The sequence below is a fragment of the Blautia wexlerae genome (assembly GCF_013300825.1).
GTDB classification, from domain to species: domain Bacteria; phylum Bacillota; class Clostridia; order Lachnospirales; family Lachnospiraceae; genus Blautia_A; species Blautia_A wexlerae_B.
This window is the reverse complement of record NZ_JAAIMY010000010.1, coordinates 85,332-104,133: the sequence shown is the minus strand read 5'-3', so window position 1 is coordinate 104,133 and position 18,802 is coordinate 85,332. Positions and strand designations below refer to the sequence as shown.

16 protein-coding genes are annotated in these 18,802 nt (G+C 44.4%); 15 read left to right on the top strand and 1 reads right to left on the bottom strand.

Annotation, left to right across the window (positions count from 1 at the left end; all coding sequences use genetic code 11):
• The first annotated feature begins 230 nt into the window (after nucleotides 1-230).
• The 10 genes from ruvA to G4417_RS07290 all read left to right on the top strand — a co-directional run bounded on the left by ruvA (nucleotide 231) and on the right by G4417_RS07290 (nucleotide 9,907).
• Complete coding sequence (gene ruvA, locus G4417_RS07335; RefSeq protein WP_173683164.1) at nucleotides 231-839, top strand: Holliday junction branch migration protein RuvA; 609 nt, start codon at nucleotides 231-233, stop codon at nucleotides 837-839.
• Nucleotides 840-918: 79 nt separating this feature from the next.
• Nucleotides 919-1,923 (top strand): Holliday junction branch migration DNA helicase RuvB, encoded by a 1,005-nt coding sequence (ruvB, locus tag G4417_RS07330; RefSeq protein ID WP_008704331.1) that lies wholly within the window; start codon nucleotides 919-921, stop codon nucleotides 1,921-1,923.
• A 135-nt stretch (nucleotides 1,924-2,058) separates the two neighbouring features.
• Complete coding sequence (gene zapA / locus G4417_RS07325) at nucleotides 2,059-2,466, top strand: cell division protein ZapA (RefSeq protein WP_173683163.1); 408 nt, start codon at nucleotides 2,059-2,061, stop codon at nucleotides 2,464-2,466.
• Between the two features lie 128 nt (nucleotides 2,467-2,594).
• Nucleotides 2,595-4,820, top strand: coding sequence for a U32 family peptidase (locus G4417_RS07320; protein ID WP_173683162.1), 2,226 nt, complete (start codon nucleotides 2,595-2,597; stop codon nucleotides 4,818-4,820).
• Between the two features lie 5 nt (nucleotides 4,821-4,825).
• Nucleotides 4,826-6,199, top strand: a complete 1,374-nt coding sequence (locus tag G4417_RS07315; RefSeq protein WP_173683161.1) for an FtsW/RodA/SpoVE family cell cycle protein — start codon at nucleotides 4,826-4,828, stop codon at nucleotides 6,197-6,199.
• On the top strand, nucleotides 6,108-7,610 hold the full coding sequence (locus G4417_RS07310) for a peptidoglycan D,D-transpeptidase FtsI family protein (RefSeq protein ID WP_173683160.1): 1,503 nt from the start codon (nucleotides 6,108-6,110) through the stop codon (nucleotides 7,608-7,610). Before G4417_RS07315 ends, G4417_RS07310 begins: the two co-directional genes overlap by 92 nt.
• 86 nt (nucleotides 7,611-7,696) lie before the next feature.
• Nucleotides 7,697-8,152 (top strand): NUDIX hydrolase, encoded by a 456-nt coding sequence (locus G4417_RS07305; RefSeq protein ID WP_055060056.1) that lies wholly within the window; start codon nucleotides 7,697-7,699, stop codon nucleotides 8,150-8,152.
• 102 nt (nucleotides 8,153-8,254) lie between these two features.
• Nucleotides 8,255-8,566 carry a hypothetical protein gene (locus G4417_RS07300; protein ID WP_173683159.1) on the top strand — a complete coding sequence of 104 codons (312 nt, stop codon included), beginning with the start codon at nucleotides 8,255-8,257 and terminating at the stop codon, nucleotides 8,564-8,566.
• 4 nt (nucleotides 8,567-8,570) lie between these two features.
• Nucleotides 8,571-9,533 carry a DUF2953 domain-containing protein gene (locus G4417_RS07295; protein WP_173683158.1) on the top strand — a complete coding sequence of 321 codons (963 nt, stop codon included), beginning with the start codon at nucleotides 8,571-8,573 and terminating at the stop codon, nucleotides 9,531-9,533.
• A gap of 2 nt (nucleotides 9,534-9,535) precedes the next feature.
• Complete coding sequence (locus G4417_RS07290; protein ID WP_020993849.1) at nucleotides 9,536-9,907, top strand: GerW family sporulation protein; 372 nt, start codon at nucleotides 9,536-9,538, stop codon at nucleotides 9,905-9,907.
• A 334-nt stretch (nucleotides 9,908-10,241) separates the two neighbouring features.
• Here G4417_RS07290 and rpmB read toward each other — a convergent pair whose 3' ends face one another.
• Nucleotides 10,242-10,430, bottom strand: coding sequence for a 50S ribosomal protein L28 (gene rpmB / locus G4417_RS07285; protein ID WP_019161496.1), 189 nt, complete (start codon nucleotides 10,428-10,430; stop codon nucleotides 10,242-10,244).
• Nucleotides 10,431-10,638: 208 nt separating this feature from the next.
• Here rpmB and G4417_RS07280 point away from each other — a divergent pair, with 208 nt between their 5' ends.
• From G4417_RS07280 to feoB, 5 genes are all read left to right on the top strand, one after another.
• Nucleotides 10,639-10,998, top strand: coding sequence for an Asp23/Gls24 family envelope stress response protein (locus G4417_RS07280; protein WP_020993850.1), 360 nt, complete (start codon nucleotides 10,639-10,641; stop codon nucleotides 10,996-10,998).
• 58 nt (nucleotides 10,999-11,056) lie between these two features.
• A complete protein-coding gene (locus tag G4417_RS07275; protein ID WP_202048505.1) occupies nucleotides 11,057-12,691 on the top strand; it encodes a DAK2 domain-containing protein in 1,635 nt (544 codons plus the stop codon).
• A 454-nt stretch (nucleotides 12,692-13,145) separates the two neighbouring features.
• On the top strand, nucleotides 13,146-15,200 hold the full coding sequence (gene recG / locus G4417_RS07270) for an ATP-dependent DNA helicase RecG (RefSeq protein ID WP_173683156.1): 2,055 nt from the start codon (nucleotides 13,146-13,148) through the stop codon (nucleotides 15,198-15,200).
• Nucleotides 15,201-15,355: 155 nt separating this feature from the next.
• Entirely contained in the window at nucleotides 15,356-16,024 is a 669-nt protein-coding gene (locus G4417_RS07265) for a DUF6465 family protein (protein WP_173683155.1), read from the top strand.
• A 298-nt stretch (nucleotides 16,025-16,322) separates the two neighbouring features.
• Nucleotides 16,323-18,659, top strand: coding sequence for a ferrous iron transport protein B (gene feoB / locus G4417_RS07260; RefSeq protein ID WP_173683154.1), 2,337 nt, complete (start codon nucleotides 16,323-16,325; stop codon nucleotides 18,657-18,659).
• Nucleotides 18,660-18,802: the final 143 nt, after the last annotated feature.

The window sequence follows — 18,802 nt, the reverse complement described above, 5'->3', positions numbered from 1 at the left end:
AGACATACAAGCCAAAATTCCATTGCCGCAGGCAATCTGGAATGAATTTTGGCTAAGTTACTGTGAACGGAGTGAACAGTAACTGTTTCGCAAGGTGCGCGAACGTGTACGCGAATATATGTTTGCGTTATGGGGTGGGATGTGGTATGATGAATCGGAAGTGATGAATTTTGTGGTGATCTGCTCAGAGGTGATGTTGGAGAGGATTGCTGTGGGACGGAGGATGTATCATGATTGCGTTTGTTCATGGAATGGCTGTGGATATGACTGAGAGCTCGGTGGTTGTTGAGACCGGGGGGATTGGTTATGAGATATATATGACGGGGGCGGATTTGTCTGAGATTCGTATGGGGGAGGATGTGAAGGTCCATACTTATTTTAGTGTGAGAGAGGATGCCATGAAGCTGTATGGGTTCAGGGCTAAGGATGATCTGCAGATGTTTAAGCTGCTTCTTGGTGTGAATGGTGTGGGACCGAAGGCTGCGCTGGGGGTTCTGGCGGGGATTACGGCGGATGAATTGAGGTTTGCAATTCTCTCGGATGATGTGAAGACGTTGTCGAAGGCTCCGGGTATCGGGAAGAAGACGGCTCAGAAGCTGATTCTTGAGCTGAAGGATAAGATGAAGCTGGAGGATGCGTTTGAATTGAAGCTGGCTCATGAGCAGGAGAGGGCAGCAGTGGGAGCCGGTGAGGTTTCGGATGGCAGGCAGGAAGCTGTGGAGGCTCTGGTTGCGTTGGGATACAGCAGTGCGGATGCGCTTCGCGCTGTGCGTAAGGTTACGGATGTGGCACCGGATGATGTGGAAGGACTTTTGAAGGCTGCGCTGAAGAATTTTTAACTATAGCAGGACTTTACGCTCTGGTAGATTGGATTGCCTGTATTATTATAGAATCGTTATAGGTTAGGATGGGTAACAGATGGAGAAACGTATTATAACTACGGATGTGACGGAGGAGGATTTTTCTCTGGAGGGGAATCTCCGGCCGCAGACGTTGGATGATTATATTGGTCAGGAGAAGACCAAGAGTACTTTGAAGGTTTATATAGAGGCCGCGAAGCAGAGACATGATGCGTTGGATCATGTTTTGTTTTATGGTCCTCCGGGGCTTGGTAAGACTACTCTTTCGGGGATTATTGCCAATGAGATGGGGGTTCATATGAAGGTGACTTCCGGGCCGGCTATTGAGAAGCCGGGGGAGATGGCTGCGATCCTTAATAATCTGCAGGAGGGGGATATTCTGTTTGTGGATGAAATCCACCGTCTGAACAGGCAGGTGGAGGAGGTCCTTTATCCTGCTATGGAGGATTATGCTATTGATATTATGATCGGGAAGGGGGCTTCTGCCAGGTCCATACGTCTGGATCTGCCGAAGTTTACGCTGGTGGGGGCGACTACCAGGGCAGGACTTCTGTCTGCACCTCTTCGTGACCGTTTTGGTGTGATGCATCATCTGGAGTTTTATACTCATGAGGAGCTGAAGACGATCATTATCCGTTCTGCTCAGGTTCTTGGAGTGGAGATTGATGAGAAGGGTGCGGCTGAGATTGCCAAGAGATCCAGGGGAACTCCGAGGCTTGCCAACCGTCTGCTGAAGAGGGTTCGTGATTTTGCGCAGGTGAAGTATGATGGACGGATTACTTATGATGTGGCGTGTTTTGCGCTGAATCTTCTGGAAGTGGATCAGTATGGTCTGGATAAGATTGACAGAAGGATTCTTCAGACTATGATCGTGAATTTTCAGGGTGGTCCTGTGGGACTGGAGACTCTGGCTGCGGCGATAGGGGAGGATTCCGGTACGCTGGAGGATGTGTATGAGCCTTATCTGCTGCAGAATGGATTCCTGAACCGTACGCCGAGAGGACGTATGGCATCGGCGCTTGCGTATGAACATCTGGGTTATCAGATGCCTGAGAAAAACTGAAGTTAAGGACATAAAAATATAAAAAAGTAAAAGTTTTTTAAAAATTCCTATACATTTCGACTGCTTTCGAGTATAATGAAGTAAATGTCCGGGGTTCCGGGCAGATTGAAGGAAAGATACAGGAGGCTCGTACGGATGGCGGTCAAAAATACAGCAAAGGTAATCATAGGTGGTAAGATTATTACGCTGGGAGGCTATGAATCGGAAGAATATTTTCAGAAAGTAGCATCCTATATAAATAAAAAGATGGATGAGTTAAGTGCTATGCCGGGTTACAGCAGACAGCCCATGGAGACCAAGCATACACTTCTCAGCCTGAATATTACAGATGACTATTTTAAGGCAAAGAAACAGGCGGAGGTTTTTGAACAGGATTTACAGCAGAAGGATCAGGAGATGTATGATCTGAAGCATGAGCTGATCTCGCTTCGTATGCAGATTGAGGAAGCCCAGAAGCATGAACAGGAAGCCCTAGAGCAGAAGAGTCTTCTGGAGGGAAAGAATAAGGAACTGGAAAAGCAGATTGATGAGCTGCTGAAATAACAGAGGGGGGATTGCTTCGGTGATTTCCCCTTTATGTTTTGTTTCACATGCGTTCGATTTGAATATTATGGCAATCCTCGTAAATAATGCATTTAAGATGACTGTTATAGAAAACGTGAGGTATAGAATTGAGAAGAGAAGAGATTGAACTTCTGGCACCTGCCGGTTCCTATGAGGGATTTGAAGCAGCGATCGGTGCGGGTGCAGATGCGGTTTATGTAGGTGGAGCAGCCTTTGGTGCACGAGCTTATGCGAAGAATTTCGGAGAGGAGGAACTCCTGCGTGCCATTGATACTGCTCATATCCATGGCAGGAAGCTTTATCTGACAGTGAATACGCTGTTGAAGAACAGGGAACTGTCTGAACAGTTGTATGATTATCTGCTTCCATATTATAAGGAAGGTCTGGATGCAGTGATCGTTCAGGATATGGGTGTGTTTAAGATGATCAGGGAGATGTTTCCGGGTATGCATCTTCATGCCAGCACACAGATGACTGTGACAGGTCCGGAGGGGATGAAGTTTCTGGAAGAGCAGGGTGCTTCCAGAGTAGTGACTGCCAGAGAGCTTTCCCTTGAGGAAATCCGGAGGATGCATGAGACAAGTCCTATCGAGATTGAATCATTTATCCATGGAGCTTTATGCTACAGTTATTCGGGACAGTGCCTGATGAGCAGTATCCTGGGTGGAAGAAGCGGTAACAGAGGAAGATGTGCACAGCCCTGCCGTCTGTCTTACCAGACGGCACTTTGTTGCGGGGAAAATGGCAGAAATTCTGCGAAACGAAGCGGAAGGAATATAAATACGGAGAATCGGAAAGCGCAAGAACTATGTCCTCTGAGTCTGAAGGATATTTCTACGATAGAGATTCTCCCGCAGATTCTGGAGGCTGGTGTCACTTCTCTTAAGATAGAGGGCAGGATGAAGCAGCCGGGATATACAGCAGGGGTAACTTCTGTATATCGGAAGTATCTGGATCTTCTTTTTGAGAAGGGAGCTGAGAATTACAGGGTGGCAGAGAAGGATAAGCAGTACCTGCTGGATCTGTTTAACAGGGGAGGTTCCTGTACCGGTTATTATCAGATGCAGAATGGTCCGTCCATGATGGCATTCAGTAATGAGAAGAAAACAGGGGATGTCAGTCCTGTATTAAGAAAAAAGAAAGAAAAAATTCAGGGAACTTTCATTCTTTTTCCTGGAAGTCCTGCTATACTGGATGTGTCATGCAGAGGAATACATGGGTCTGCATCTGTGGGTGAGGTGCAGTACGCGCAGAATCAGCCGCTGACAGAGGAGCGTATCCGTTCACAGATGGAGAAGCTTGGAAATACAGAGTACGAGTGGGAAAATCTGGATATCCAGATGGATGAGAATATTTTTATCCCGATGAAGATGCTGAATGAGGCGAGAAGAGAGGCGTTGGAATCTCTGGAAAATGAATTGCTTAAACCATATAAGAGAGAAGAAAATAATGGAGAGAACGGCTTCCTTGAGGATGCCGGAAGAAAAGCGGATTCGCCAAAACAGAAAAATCTTCCGATTTATATTTCCTGTGAAGAAAAATCCACTGCACTGGCGTTATATAAAAGAGAGGGAATACAGGGAATGTATCTGAACGCTGATGCCATGGAGGTCTGCCTGGATGAGTGCGTAAGCAGAGGAATGGAGATGTATCTGTCTCTTCCACATATTATGAGAGGTGAGATGCCCCGGGAGCTTCTTGCTAAGATCAGGGAGTGGATGGACAAAGGGATGACAGGATTGCTGGTAAGGAATCTGGAAACCTTTGCAGTTCTGCGAAAGGCAGGTCTGGCGGAGAAATGTGTTCTGGATCACAGTATGTATACATGGAATGATGAAGCCATTGATTTCTGGAAAGATCAGAAAGTCCTCAGAAATACAGTACCGCTTGAGCTGAACGAAGGGGAAATCCGCCACAGAGATAACCGGGATAGCGAGATGCTGATCTACGGATATCTGCCGCTTATGATATCTGCCCAGTGTGTGCATAAAAATCTTTATGGATGTAATCATAAAGAAGAAAGGGTAACTTTAAAAGACCGTTACGATAAAGAATTTACGGCGAAATGCATATGTAACCCGTGGAAAACTGAGAATACAGATTTCTGTATACCCTGCTATAATATCATTTACAACAGTATCCCTTACGGCCTGTTGAAGGAGAAATCACAGATAGACAAACTTGGTGTCTCCTCCCTGAGACTTGCATTTACCATTGAGAAGCCTCAGGATGCGGTGAAGATATATGAAGAGTTCAGAGCTGTTTATTGTGATGGGAAGAATCCTCCAAAACGGGAATATACAAAGGGACATTTTAAAAGAGGAGCCGAGTAAGGCATATGATTAATGTAATTGTAGAATTATCCAAGTATGTGATCCTTACCCTGATGGTGATTTATACCTTTCACTGTTTCTATCTGGTGAAACAGCAGAGTGAGGAGGAGAGAAACGAATCGCTGCGCCAGCAGCTGATGCTTATCTTTTTTATGGATTTCACTGCGTTTCTGGTCATCTACCTGAAGACGGGTAAGTTTCAGGTTGTGTTGTTTTATGTCGAAATGATGGCATTTTTTGCGGTTATCCAGATTTTGTACAGGATTTTTTATAAGAAAGCATCTATTTTACTGCTCAACAATATGTGCATGCTTCTCAGTGTGGGATTTATTATGCTGTGCAGACTGGATGTTTCCACAGCTACCAGACAGCTGATGATCGTGGCAGGCGTGAATGTGGTGGCACTGATCGTACCTGTCCTGATCAGAAAGATGAAATTTCTCAAGGATCTGACATGGATTTATGCGGGAATCGGAATCATTTTGCTGGCGGCGGTCTTTGTACTTGCGAAGACAAGCTATGGAGCGAAGCTTTCCCTGATGGGAATCCAGCCCTCAGAGGCGATAAAGATTACATTTGTGTTCTTTATGGCGGCATTGCTGAGAAAAGGTGCTGATTTTTCCAAAGTGGTCCAGGCTACGGTGGTTGCGGGAATGCATGTGGGGATTCTTGTACTTTCCAGAGACCTTGGAAGTGCGGTGATCTTCTTTGCAGCATATCTTGTGATGATCTATGTGGCGTCCAGAAATGTGGGCTATCTGGCACTTGGCCTTGGGGGCGGATCTGCCGGAGCAGTTGTTGCGTATCATCTGTTTGGACATGTGCGTCAGAGAGTGACGGCATGGAAGGATCCTATGGCAGTGTATCAGAATGAAGGATATCAGATCGTCCAGTCTCTGTTTGCCATCGGAACCGGCGGATGGTTTGGAATGGGGTTATGTCAGGGTTCTCCTGAGAAGATTCCTGTTGTCAAGAATGACTTTATATTCAGTGCGATTTGTGAGGAACTGGGAGGGATTTTTGCAATCTGCCTGATCCTGGTATGTATGAGTTTCTTTTTGATGATCGTAAATATCGCGCTTAAGATCAAGAAACCGTTTTATAAACTGATCGCGCTTGGGCTTGGTACGGAATATGCATTTCAGGTATTTCTGACAATCGGCGGAGCAACGAAATTTATCCCTATGACAGGTGTAACTCTTCCTCTGGTCAGCTATGGTGGAAGTTCTGTTGCATGTACAGTACTGATGCTGGCGATCATTCAGGGATTGTATATTTTGAGAGAAGATGAGGACGAAGAAATTGAGAGATATCGAAGAAAAGGAACGGCGCAGAGAGTTGAAGAAGCGCCAGAAGCGCAAGGTTCGGGAGATTTCTGAAAAGAGAAGACCCCGTAACAGAGAGTATACACTGGTATCCTGCTTTTTTGTGCTGATCTTTGTCAGTATGATCGGATATCTGATCTATTTTAATTATGCAAAGAGCGATGATTTTATCAACAGTCCCTATAACACAAGACAGGATACCTTTTCAGACAGGGTTGTAAGAGGTAAGATCATATCTGCAGATGAGCAGGTGCTTGCCCAGACCAATGTTTATGAAGACGGAACAGAGGAACGTACTTATCCCTATGCAAATATATTTGCTCATGTAGTCGGATATGACACTAATGGAAAAAGCGGACTGGAATCAGAGGCGAATTTCCAGCTTCTGACTTCTCATGAATTTTTCCTGAATCAGATGAAAAATGAGTTTAAGAATCAGAAAAATACGGGTGATTCTGTGATCACTACTTTAAGTGCAGATCTTCAGTCAACTGCCTATAATGCACTTGGCGACAGAAGAGGAGCGGTTGTTGCCATAGAACCATCTACAGGTAAGGTTCTGGTGGAGATGAGCAGACCGGATTTTGACCCGAATACCATTTCACAGAACTGGGATACACTGGTCAATGATTCCAATGACAGCAGCCTGCTGAACAGGGCTACAAACGGGGCCTATCCTCCGGGATCTACATTTAAGGTGGTAACTGCTCTGGATTATTTCAGAACCAAGGGCAGCCTGGAGGGATTTTCCTATCTCTGTGAGGGAAGTATTACCAGAGAGGATCACACGATCAGATGCTATGGCGGAACTGTCCATGGACAGGAAGATTTTTACAGTGCTTTTGCCAATTCCTGTAACAGTGCTTTTGCAGAGATCGGAACCATGCTTGGAGGCAGTTCTCTGAAAAAAACAGCGGAGGATCTTCTTTTTAATAAGAGCCTTCCACTTCCTTCCTATAAAAAGAGTACCTTTACATTGAATGGAAAGTCTTCTGTTGCAGAGGTTATGCAGACTGCTATCGGACAGGGTAATACGCTGGTGTCACCTATGCATATGGCGCTGATCACCAGTGCAATCGCCAATGGCGGGGAGCTGATGAAGCCTTATCTCATTGATTCTGTTGTAAGTTCAGACGGAGAGACTGTGAAGACAACAGAGCCGGAGAGTTATAAACGTCTGATGACAACAAATGAGGCGAATATCCTTGGAAAGCTTATGAAAGGTGTTGTTGAGAACGGAACTGCATCGGCTCTGAACGGAAGAGGATATACAGTGGCAGGCAAGACCGGATCAGCGGAATTTGATGAGAATGGTTCCAGCCATTCCTGGTTTATCGGTTATTCCAACGTGGATGATCCGGATCTGGCAGTTGCCATTATCGTTGAGAACGGTGGTACCGGAAGTGAAGCGGCAGTGCCCATCGCAGAGCAGATATTTGATGCGTATTATTATGATAAGCAATAAATAGCATTTATAGCTTGCGGGTTTGGCAAAAAAGAGATATACTATACTCAGTTTATAATACCACGCAAAACAGGAGGGATTGCATTATGATAGAAGCAACGAGCTGTGGCGGTGTGGTAATTCATCGGGGTAAGATTCTTACTTTGTATAAATCTTACAGGAACCGTTATGAGGGCTGGGTATTGCCGAAAGGAACAGTGGAACCAGGCGAAACGCATGAACAGACAGCATTGCGGGAAGTGATGGAAGAGGCCGGAGTGCGTGCGACCATTGTGAAATACATCGGAAAGAGCCAATATAACTTTACCGTTCCGGAGGACGTGGTTTCCAAAGAGGTACACTGGTATCTTATGACTGCGGATAATTATCATAGTAAGCCCCAGAGAGAAGAGTTTTTTGTGGATTCCGGATATTATAAGTTTCATGAGATCTATCATCTGCTGAGGTTCTCCAATGAGAAGCAGATTGTAGAGCGTGCTTATCAGGAATATCTGGAGATGAGAAGCAACGGACTCTGGGGAAAACAGCATAAGTATTATTAACGAGAGAACAGGGCTGTGTTTTTTGCAACGCAGCCCGGTTTAAATTTCGGAGAAAAGGAAATACTGTAACTGAATTGTTATAGAAACGGGAGAGGGTGTAAGATGCTGAAATGGCAGAAGAATTTCCTTACAGGGGAATCCGTGAAGGATCCTGAGAAGATAAAAAAGAAACTGAACAGCGGAAAAATGGTTCCGGGCATCTATCTCCTTACTTTGTCGGAGACCCCTCTGAATCTGATGGATATTATTCCGGCAGCAATGCTGATACAGCGGAGTTTTTATGGAATCTGTCCGAAGATCATAGGAATGGCAAAGGGCAAAGAGGAAGCCCTGGAGATGGTGCGAAGTCTGATCGATGAAATTTACAGGGAAACAGGAACCTTTGCAGCAGCTGAATATATAGAAAACAGGTGAGAATATGTTACATATTTTATGGCTGATCCTTAAATTTATACTGATCATCCTGGGGATTCTGCTGGGACTTCTTCTGCTGGCAGTTCTTCTTGTCCTGTTCTGTCCTGTAAGATACAGGGTTTCAGCCGTTAAAACAGAAGGTGACTGGAAACAGACAGAGGGAGAGGGTATCGTAAGCTGGCTGTTTCATGGGATTTCGCTGAAGGCAGAATGGAAAGATCAGCAGATGGAGATATCTTTTCATCTGTTTGGGATTCCCGTAGACAAGTTGTTGAAGAAACGGCAGGAGAAGAGGACTGTAACGGAGAAATCCGGCACAGGCGTAAACAGGGAAGAAGAGAATAAGAAATCAGAGAATATAGAGGCTGAGGATCTGAGAACAGATAGAAATTCAGCTTCAGGTACATCTGCTGATACAGAGAGAACTGGAAACAGTCAGATTTTCGGACAACAGAGATTGAATACAGATGATATAAGTGAAGATACTCTGAAGAAGAGGCAGTTTTTTATAAAAAGGATCCGTGACCGGATCCGAAATATATTTCAGTCGATTCGTACAAAACTGCGAAATATCCGCAGGACATTCAGGAAGATTAAGAAGGAGGTGTCTTGGTGGAAGGCTTTTATAGAACATCCAAGGGTGACAGCTGCCAGGAAGCTTGTATGGAAGCATGGAAAATTTCTGTTTAAGCATGTGTTCCCTACAAAGATAGAAGGACAGGTTACTTTTTCTTTTGAAGATCCTGCACTGACAGGTGCAACACTTGCTGTACTTGGGATGACAATCCCGTTTCACAAAAACTGTGTACAGATCAATCCCCGTTTTGAGGGTGAGAATTACCTGCAGGGAAACATCAGGGCAAAGGGCAGGATCTATGGATTTGTTTTTGCGCGGGCAGCAGTGAGTATTTATTTTAATAAAAATATAAAATATGTTATAAAACGTTGGAAAACCAGGAGGGCATGACCATGGCAAATGAAAACAATTTTAAAGAAACCGTAAATTCATTATTCAAGGGAATGGACAGTTTTATTTCCGCGAAAACAGTGGTAGGAGAGGCAATCCATGTAGGCGATACGATCATTCTTCCTCTGATGGATGTATCTTTCGGTGTAGGTGCCGGTGCTTTTTCAGGAGAGAAGAAGGATAACGGCGGCGGCGGAATGGCGGGAAAGATGACTCCCTGTGCGGTGCTTGTGATCCAGAATGGAACAACAAAGCTGGTCAATGTGAAGAATCAGGATGGTCTCACCAAGATCCTTGATATGGTTCCGGATTTCGTAGACCGTTTTACTTCCGGAAAAGGTGACGAAGAATCTGTCGGCGAATCAGAAAAATAATTTTTGCATAGACTATAGCAAACCGATGAAAAAGGTGCAAAAGAATTGGAAAAGCTGTTCGGCTTTATGCTGTTTTTCATAGGGATTGGGATGATAATCGGGATGTTGATCGCAGAAAATGTGGTTCTGGTGGTTTCTGCCGGAGTTTTACTGTTGTTGGGATATCATCTTTTCTGCCATTAATTTTACAGAAGATTGCGAATATCCCGCTTGAAATATGAAATAAAAAAAGAGACTGTCGGATCAGGCAGAATATTCGGTAGAGAATATCTGCACAGAAAGACAGTCTTTTTTGCAAAAAAATACCCCTGTTGCAACAGGGGTAATGGTGTTATTATGCTCTTTCTACTTTACCGGATCTTAAGCAAGAAGTACATACATATGTCTTTCTAGCTCCACCCTCAGCAGTCTTGATTTTAACGGATTTTACGTTAGATTTCCACATTTTATTGGATCTTCTATGTGAATGACTTACATTATTTCCGAAATGAGCAGCTTTCTCACAGATTGCACATTTAGCCATGATAGCACCTCCTTGACGCTTTATTGTTACTGTCGTGCTGTGTGCATAGCGTCTGAACAGTAACCTTGTGTTCAACAGATTACATTGTAACAGATGAATTGTGCTTTTGCAAGCAAAAAAAGGAAAAAACTCAAAAATTATATTTCTTTTTCTGTGAAAAGAGGTTATAATACACTTACATACAATAATGAGCATTGGAGGTAACCATATGAATGGACGTATAGATTCCGGATTGGGTCAGATCATAATTGATACAGATGTAATCGCAACCTATGCAGGAAGCGTTGCTGTAGAATGTTTTGGTATCGTAGGCATGGCTGCAGTCAGTATGAAGGACGGACTGGTAAAGCTTCTTGGAAAGAACAGCCTGAAACATGGTATCAGTGTCAGAATTACAGAGGACAATAAAATCCGCCTGAATTTCCATGTTATTGTGGCATATGGCGTGAATATAAGTACAATTGCAGACAACCTTGTCAGCAATGTCAAATATAAAGTCGAGGCCTTTACAGGAATGGAGATCGATAAGATCGATATTTATGTAGAAGGCGTACGTGCAATTGATTAGGATAGAGGAGGAACTTGTGGTGAATAACAAAACCATAGATGCCAGAATACTTTCCAGGATGTTTCTTGCAGGAGCCAAGAATCTGGAAGCAAAAAAAGAATGGATCAACGAACTGAACGTGTTTCCGGTGCCGGATGGAGATACTGGAACTAATATGACAATGACGATCATGGCTGCAGCAGCAGAGGTAGGTTCTCTGGGAGAGTCTGACATGGAGTCACTGGCCAAAGCGATTTCTTCCGGTTCCCTGCGCGGTGCAAGAGGTAACTCAGGTGTTATTCTTTCCCAGCTTCTGCGTGGCTTTACCAGAAGTGTTAAGAACAGTAAGGAACTGGATGCTATTGATATTGCGGCAGCCATGGAGAAAGGTGTGGAGACTGCATATAAGGCAGTTATGAAACCGAAGGAAGGAACAATCCTTACTGTTGCAAGAGAGGCTGCTGCCAGGGCTGTAGAGCTTGCGGAGACAGCAGAGGATCTGGATACATTTTTCCAGGGCGTAATTGCTCATGCAGAGGAAACTCTGGCAAAGACACCGGAGATGCTGCCGGTTCTGAAAGAAGCAGGAGTAGTGGATTCCGGCGGACAGGGACTTCTGGAAGTATATCATGGTGCATATGATGGTTTCCTTGGCAAAGAGATTGATTATACACAGTTTGACAAGGCAAAGGGTCCTGCTGTGACTAAGATTGATGCACAGACAGAGGCTGATATTAAATTTGGTTATTGTACAGAGTTTATTATTCTTCTGAACCAGCCGATGTCCGAGGAGACAGAACATGAATTTAAGAAATTCCTGATGTCCCTTGGTGATTCCATTGTGCTTGTGGCAGATGATGAGATCGTGAAGGTTCATGTTCATACCAACCATCCCGGACAGGCTATTGAGAAAGCCCTTACCTTTGGTGCACTTTCACGTATGAAGATTGATAATATGCGTGAGGAGCATCAGGAGAAGCTGATCAAAGATGCCGAGAAACTGGCGAAGGAACAGGCAGCGCAGGAAGAAAAGGAAGAAGCAGCGCAGCCGCCGGAGGAAGTTGGCTTTATTTCCGTATCCGTGGGAAAGGGAATGACAGAGATCTTTAAGGAACTGGGTGTGGATTACCTGATCGAGGGCGGTCAGACAATGAATCCGAGTACAGAGGATATGCTCAATGCCATTGCAAAAGTAAATGCAAAGACTATTTATATTTTCCCGAACAATAAGAATATTGTTCTTGCTGCAAACCAGGCAAGAGATCTTACTGAGGATAAGGAGATCGTGGTTGTGCCGACTAAGACTATTCCGCAGGGAATTACTGCCATGATCAGTTATGTGCCTGAGAAGAACAGCGCGGAGAATACTGAGGCTATGCTTCAGGCGATCGGGCATGTGAAGACTGGACAGATTACGTATGCCGTGCGTGATACAAGGATTGATGATAAGGAAATCCATGAGGGTGATATGATGGGTATCGGTGATCATGGAATCCTGGCTGTTGGTAAGGACCGCATGGAGGTTGCCAAAGAGACAGTTGCACAGATGGTGGACGATGAGTCTGAGGTGATTAGTATTTATTATGGTGCTGATACTGAGGAAGCGGAGGCTGAGGAGCTGGCTGCTGCGCTTGAGGAGGCTTATCCGGATTGTGATGTGGAATTGAATGCGGGTGGACAGCCGATTTATTATTATGTTATTTCTGTAGAGTAGAATAATAGAGTTTTTGAGAGAGATAAACGAATAGTTCATGTGATGAAAACGGGTATAGGCCATTGTTGAGGGTGGGTATATCCGTTTTCGTATTAAAAAGGGACGGCAGGAAAATTATTTGTTTTTGTGTGCGGTTTCGGGAACTAAGATATTCTAAGGTTCCGGAAATCTGCTAAGGGCATGAGCAGCCCTCTCAAACTCGCTCCGTTGCAAACTTCGCTCAGACAGTGAGACTGTCTGCTCATAACGCAGTTTTCCGGAACCTAAGAATATCTAAGATCCCTGCAAATGCACACAAAAACAAATAATTTTCCCGCCTGGCAGCTGGCTGGGCGGATGATATAGTCCGTTTTTACTTGATTATAACCGAATAATTGCTCTGCCGGATAGCCGGATACTTGATTTGGTTAAATTTATATTTGTGATGGATTTTTTAGAAAGGAAAAGGAGATAGATGTCGATATCTTTGAGAACCCTTAAGGGCGTGGGGGAGAAAACGGAAAAGTTATTTGCGAAAATAGGAGTTACGGATATGGAATCTCTTCTGAGTTATTATCCACGTAATTATGATGCGTATGAGGAGCCTGTTGAGATCCGGTCTCTGGAAGAGGGAGCTGTTGTGGCGATTTCTGTGGCGGTTATAACGGGTGTGTATGTGAATCAGGTGCGGAATCTTCAGGTGATCACGACCACTGTGGCAGATCTTACAGGGAAAATTTCTGTTACGTGGTTTAATGCACCGTATCTGCGCTCTGCAGTCAGGAAAGGCAGCAGGTTTGTTCTGCGGGGGCGTGTCGTCAGGAAGCAGGGGAAGCTGCAGATGGAGCACCCTGAGATTTTTACGCCTGCGGCTTATGAGGAGATTCTGCACAGTCTTCAGCCGATTTATGGACTGACTGCGGGGCTTTCTAATAAGACGATCGTGAAGCTGATCCATCAGGTGCTTGATGAGCAGAAGCTTCAGGCAGAGTATCTGGCAGATGAGTATAAGGAGAGGTATCACCTGGCAGACAGGAATTTTGCGATTCCTGCGATTCATTTTCCCAAAAATATGCAGGAGCTGTTAGCTGCAAGGAGAAGGCTGGTGTTTGATGAGTTTCTTCTTTTTATTCTTGCCGTGCAGTCTCTGAAGGAAAAGACGGAGGAGGCACCGAATGCGTTTCCCATGCATCCGGTGTGGACGACAGAGCAGATTATTGAAAATCTGCCCTATGATCTGACAAAGGCGCAGTTGAATGTGTGGCATGAGATTGAGAGGGATTTAAGCGGCCAGGCTCTGATGTCCAGACTGGTGCAGGGAGATGTGGGAAGCGGGAAGACGATTCTGGCTTTTCTTGCAATGATCATGACTGTAGAGAATGGGTATCAGGCAGTGCTTATGGCGCCTACGGAGGTTCTGGCAAGGCAGCATTTTCAGGCAATGGAGAAATTGCTGCAGGAACAGAATATTGATTTTGGGCATCCGGTTTTGCTGACAGGATCAGATACTGCGAAGGAGAAAAGGGAAAAATATGCGCTTATCGCGTCAAAAGAGGCTAACCTGGTGATAGGAACGCATGCGCTGATTCAGGAAAAAGTGCAGTACAATAATCTTGGACTGGTTATTACAGATGAGCAGCATCGTTTTGGTGTGAAACAGAGGGAAGCACTGACTACTATGGGAAACCCGCCTAATGTGTTGGTGATGAGTGCTACGCCGATTCCGAGGACGCTGGCGATTATTATATATGGTGATCTGGATATTTCGGTGATCGATGAGCTTCCTGCGCAGAGACTCCCCATTAAGAACTGTGTGGTGGATGCTTCTTACAGGCCGAAAGCTTATTCCTTTATGGAGAAGCAGATTCGTCAGGGACGGCAGGTTTATGTGATCTGCCCTATGGTGGAGGAGAGCGAAGGAATGGACGGGGAAAATGTGCTGGACTATACCATGAAGCTTCGCAATGTTTTTCCATCGGATATTAAGGTGGCTTCTCTTCATGGAAAGATGAAGGCGAAAGACAAGAATGTAATCATGGAGGCTTTTGCAGCAGGGGAGATTCAGATCCTGGTATCGACTACTGTGGTTGAGGTAGGGGTGAATGTGCCAAATGCAACAGTGATGATGGTGGAGAATGCCGAACGTTTCGGATTGGCACAGCTTCATCAGCTTCGCGGGCGTGTCGGTAGAGGGGAATATCAGTCATATTGCATTTTTATGCAGGGAAATGGTGCGAAGGAAATTTCCAGACGTCTGCAGATTCTGAACAAATCCAATGATGGATTCTATATTGCGGGAGAAGACCTGAAGCTTCGCGGTCCGGGTGATCTTTTTGGAATCCGCCAGAGTGGTCTTCTGGAATTTAAACTGGGAGATATCTATCAGGATGCGGATATCCTGAAGGCTGCCAGTGAAACGGCTTCGGAGATTCTTTCCCTTGACGGGGATTTAAGTCTTCCGCAGAATGAGGAACTCCAGAGGAGACTTTCAGCATATATGAAGGAAGATCTGCAGAACCTGGGATTATAAAAACAGAAAAACATTGCAAAAGCAGAAGAATCGTAGTATTCTATTTCCATAAAAGAATGTTACTGTTTATTATATTTTAGGTAACATAAGAATACCTGTAACTGTACAAAACTGAGCAGTTACGAATACTTATACCTTGTAAGGAGGCTAATCATATGGCAACAAAAGCAACTACAGCAGATCTCAACACATCCACTGCGAAGACAACCGAAGTTAAAGAGGCTCCTGCAAAGACAACTGCTGAAGAAGTAGCTGTAAATAAAGAAGCAGACAAGAAAGAAACTGATAACAAAGAGACAGTAAAGAAAGAAACTGCTGAAGCAGAAACTGTAAAGAAAGAAACAACAGCGAAGAAACCGGCAGCAAGAAGAACAAGAAAGACTGCAGAAAAGAAATCAGCAGAAACAGAAAAGAAAGAAACAGCTAAAGTAACAGAAACTGCAGAAAAGAAAACAGCAGAAACAGAAAAAGAAGCTGAGAAAAAAGAGCCGGCTAAAACAACAAAAACTGCTGCAAAAACAACAAAAAGAACTACAAAGAAAGCTTCTGTAAAAGCAGCTGAGAAACCGGCTGAAGAAGCTCCTGCTGAGAAGAAAACAACAAGAAGAACCACTAAGAAAGAAGCAACAGCAGAAGTATATGTTCAGTTTATGGGCAGAGAAGTATATACAAAGAATATTTTAAGTAATATCAAGAGAATCTGGACCGATGAAATGGGTAAAAAAGAGAAAGATCTTAAGGACATTAAGATTTATATCAAACCGGAAGAAAATAAGGCTTATTATGTAATTAATGGTGATGTTACAGGTTCTATGTGGATTTGATACATAAAAAATCAGAATATTAAGAAACTCAGGATATTAAGAAACTCAGATGATAATATAAATTCATCTGGGTTTTTTGCGTTACTGTAACCAGGTTACTGTCTACACACTACTGTCCTGCGAGGTGTTTTGGCATGAATATGCCAAAATCCCGAGACATGCAAGCCAAAATTCGACAGGACATACCTGCTACTTGACAAAAATTATCAGTTAGTATAAGCTATCTGCATAAGGTTATTGAGAAAAATCGACTATAGCAATGATAACCAAATAGAAAACAAAAGGTGAGCGACTGAAAATGACATTAAAAGATTTGGAAATCGGAAAAAGTGCTGTGATCATGTCAGTTGGCGGTAAAGGTGCCCTGCGTCAGCATTTTCTGGACATGGGCATGATTCCGGGAGCTGAGGTCACGGTAGTGAAATTTGCGCCTATGGGAGATCCAATGGAGCTGCAGGTACATGGATATGAGCTGACATTAAGACTTGCGGAAGCAGAGCAGATAGAGATTGAACAGATTCCGAAAAGAAGCAGAAGTCATGCCGGGATAGAAGCTGTGAGTGATCTGGCACATCCGGGACTTGGAGAGGATGGAAAGTATCATTCCAGAGAAGATGAACATCCATTGCCTGAGGGAACCACACTGACATACGCATTGGTGGGAAATCAGAACTGTGGAAAAACTACGCTGTTTAACCAACTGACAGGTTCCAATCAACACGTGGGAAACTTTCCCGGAGTAACGGTGGATCGTAAGACCGGTTCGATTAAAGGCCATCCGGATACAGAAATCACAGACCTTCCGGGAATTTATTCTATGTCTCCTTATAGCAGTGAGGAGATTGTATCCAGAAATTTTGTTCTGGATGAGAAACCAAGTGCGATCATTAATATTGTGGATGCTACCAATATTGAGAGAAACCTGTATCTGACCATGCAGCTTCTGGAGATGGATATTCCTATGGTAGTTGCACTGAATATGATGGATGAAGTGCTGGGAAATCAGGGTTCTATAGATGTAAATAAGATGGAATCGCTGCTTGGAGTACCTGTGATCCCTATTTCCGCAGCAAAGAATGAGGGTGTTGATGAGCTGGTTGACCATGCATTACATATAGCGAAATATCAGGAACATCCGCTGCGTCAGGATTTCTGTGATAAAAGTGACCATGACGGTGCAGTACACCGCTGTATCCATGCGGTCATGCACCTGATCGAGGATCATGCGGTGCAGGCTGATATTCCCACCCGTTTTGCAGCAACCAAGGCAATTGAGGGGGATCCGCTGATTCTTGAGAAGCTGAAGCTGGACACAAATGAGACGGAGATGCTGGAGCATATTGTACAGCAGATGGAAACAGAGCGTCAGGTTGACAGAAGTGCTGCGATCGCAGATATGCGTTTTGACTTTATTGAGCGTTTGTGTGAACAGACAGTTGTAAAGCCAAAAGAGAGTAAGGAGAGAATCAGAAGTGAGAAAATTGATAAAGTCCTTACAGGAAAATATACCGCAATCCCCTGTTTTATCGGAATTATGGTGCTGGTATTTTATCTGACCTTTAATGTGATCGGAGCATGGCTTCAGGGAATCCTGGAGCTTGGGATTGATAAGATATCTGCGCTGGCGGATGCCTCACTGACAGCAGCCAATGTAAACAGTGCCATGCGCAGTCTGGTCATTGACGGTATTTTTACAGGTGTGGGAAGTGTACTCAGCTTCCTGCCGATTATCGTAACTTTGTTTTTCTTTCTGTCTCTTATGGAGGACAGTGGATATGTTGCGCGTGTTGCCTTTGTGATGGATAAACTTCTGCGTAAGATTGGTCTTTCCGGACGAAGTATTGTGCCAATGCTGATCGGATTCGGATGTACGGTTCCGGCAGTTATGGCTACACGTACACTTACAAGTGAACGTGACAGAAAGATGACAATTTTGCTGACTCCTTTTATGAGCTGTACAGCGAAGCTGCCGATTTATTCTTTCTTTGTAAGTGCTTTTTTTCCGAAGAAAGGCGGATTTATTATGGCAGGTCTTTACCTGCTTGGAATTCTTGTGGGAATTCTTGCGGCATTCTTGTATAACAGAACTCTCTTTAAGGGAGATCCGGTACCATTTGTTATGGAACTTCCTAATTACCGTCTGCCGGGAGCCAGGAATGTAGGTCAGCTTTTGTGGGAAAAAGCAAAAGATTTCCTGCAGAGGGCATTTTCTATTATCCTGCTTGCCTCAATGGTAATCTGGTTCCTCCAGAGCTTTGATCTGCATTTAAATCTTGTAAAAGACTCTGCAGACAGTATTCTGGCAATGGTGGCAGGAGTTCTGGCACCCATATTTAAACCGATCGGACTGGGAGACTGGAGAATCTGTACAGCCCTTATCAGCGGATTTATGGCAAAAGAGAGCGTGGTATCTACGCTGCAAGTGCTTTTCAGTGGAAATATTGCCTCTGTACTGACACCACTGGCAGCAGCATCATTACTGGTATTCAGCCTGCTCTACACACCATGTGTGGCAGCTATCGCTTCCATAAAACGTGAAATGGGAGGAAGATGGGCAGTTGGTGTTGTGGTATGGCAGTGCGCGGTTGCATGGGTGGCTGCACTGATTGTATATCTGATCGGGAATTTAGTCTAGTCTGAGCATGATCCGGATAATGTAATGAAAAGAAGCATCAGTCATTGAAATGGCTGGTGCTTTTTGTAAGCTCAGATTTCGGATGATTTTCATACAGCTTGAGATACCGGGTAAAATATGGTATTCTTTTGGATGGGAAATAT

Coding starts and splice junctions, on each gene's coding strand:
- ruvB (WP_008704331.1), top strand. CDS start 919: ATGGAGAAACGTATTATAACTACGGATGTGACGGAGGAGGATTTTTCT.
- G4417_RS07310 (WP_173683160.1), top strand. CDS start 6,108: ATGAGGACGAAGAAATTGAGAGATATCGAAGAAAAGGAACGGCGCAGA.
- G4417_RS07280 (WP_020993850.1), top strand. CDS start 10,639: ATGAATGGACGTATAGATTCCGGATTGGGTCAGATCATAATTGATACA.
- ruvA (WP_173683164.1), top strand. CDS start 231: ATGATTGCGTTTGTTCATGGAATGGCTGTGGATATGACTGAGAGCTCG.
- G4417_RS07275 (WP_202048505.1), top strand. CDS start 11,057: ATGTTTCTTGCAGGAGCCAAGAATCTGGAAGCAAAAAAAGAATGGATC.
- rpmB (WP_019161496.1), bottom strand. CDS start 10,430: ATGGCTAAATGTGCAATCTGTGAGAAAGCTGCTCATTTCGGAAATAAT.
- G4417_RS07315 (WP_173683161.1), top strand. CDS start 4,826: ATGATTAATGTAATTGTAGAATTATCCAAGTATGTGATCCTTACCCTG.
- feoB (WP_173683154.1), top strand. CDS start 16,323: ATGACATTAAAAGATTTGGAAATCGGAAAAAGTGCTGTGATCATGTCA.
- zapA (WP_173683163.1), top strand. CDS start 2,059: ATGGCGGTCAAAAATACAGCAAAGGTAATCATAGGTGGTAAGATTATT.
- G4417_RS07300 (WP_173683159.1), top strand. CDS start 8,255: ATGCTGAAATGGCAGAAGAATTTCCTTACAGGGGAATCCGTGAAGGAT.
- G4417_RS07295 (WP_173683158.1), top strand. CDS start 8,571: ATGTTACATATTTTATGGCTGATCCTTAAATTTATACTGATCATCCTG.
- G4417_RS07265 (WP_173683155.1), top strand. CDS start 15,356: ATGGCAACAAAAGCAACTACAGCAGATCTCAACACATCCACTGCGAAG.
- recG (WP_173683156.1), top strand. CDS start 13,146: ATGTCGATATCTTTGAGAACCCTTAAGGGCGTGGGGGAGAAAACGGAA.
- G4417_RS07305 (WP_055060056.1), top strand. CDS start 7,697: ATGATAGAAGCAACGAGCTGTGGCGGTGTGGTAATTCATCGGGGTAAG.
- G4417_RS07290 (WP_020993849.1), top strand. CDS start 9,536: ATGGCAAATGAAAACAATTTTAAAGAAACCGTAAATTCATTATTCAAG.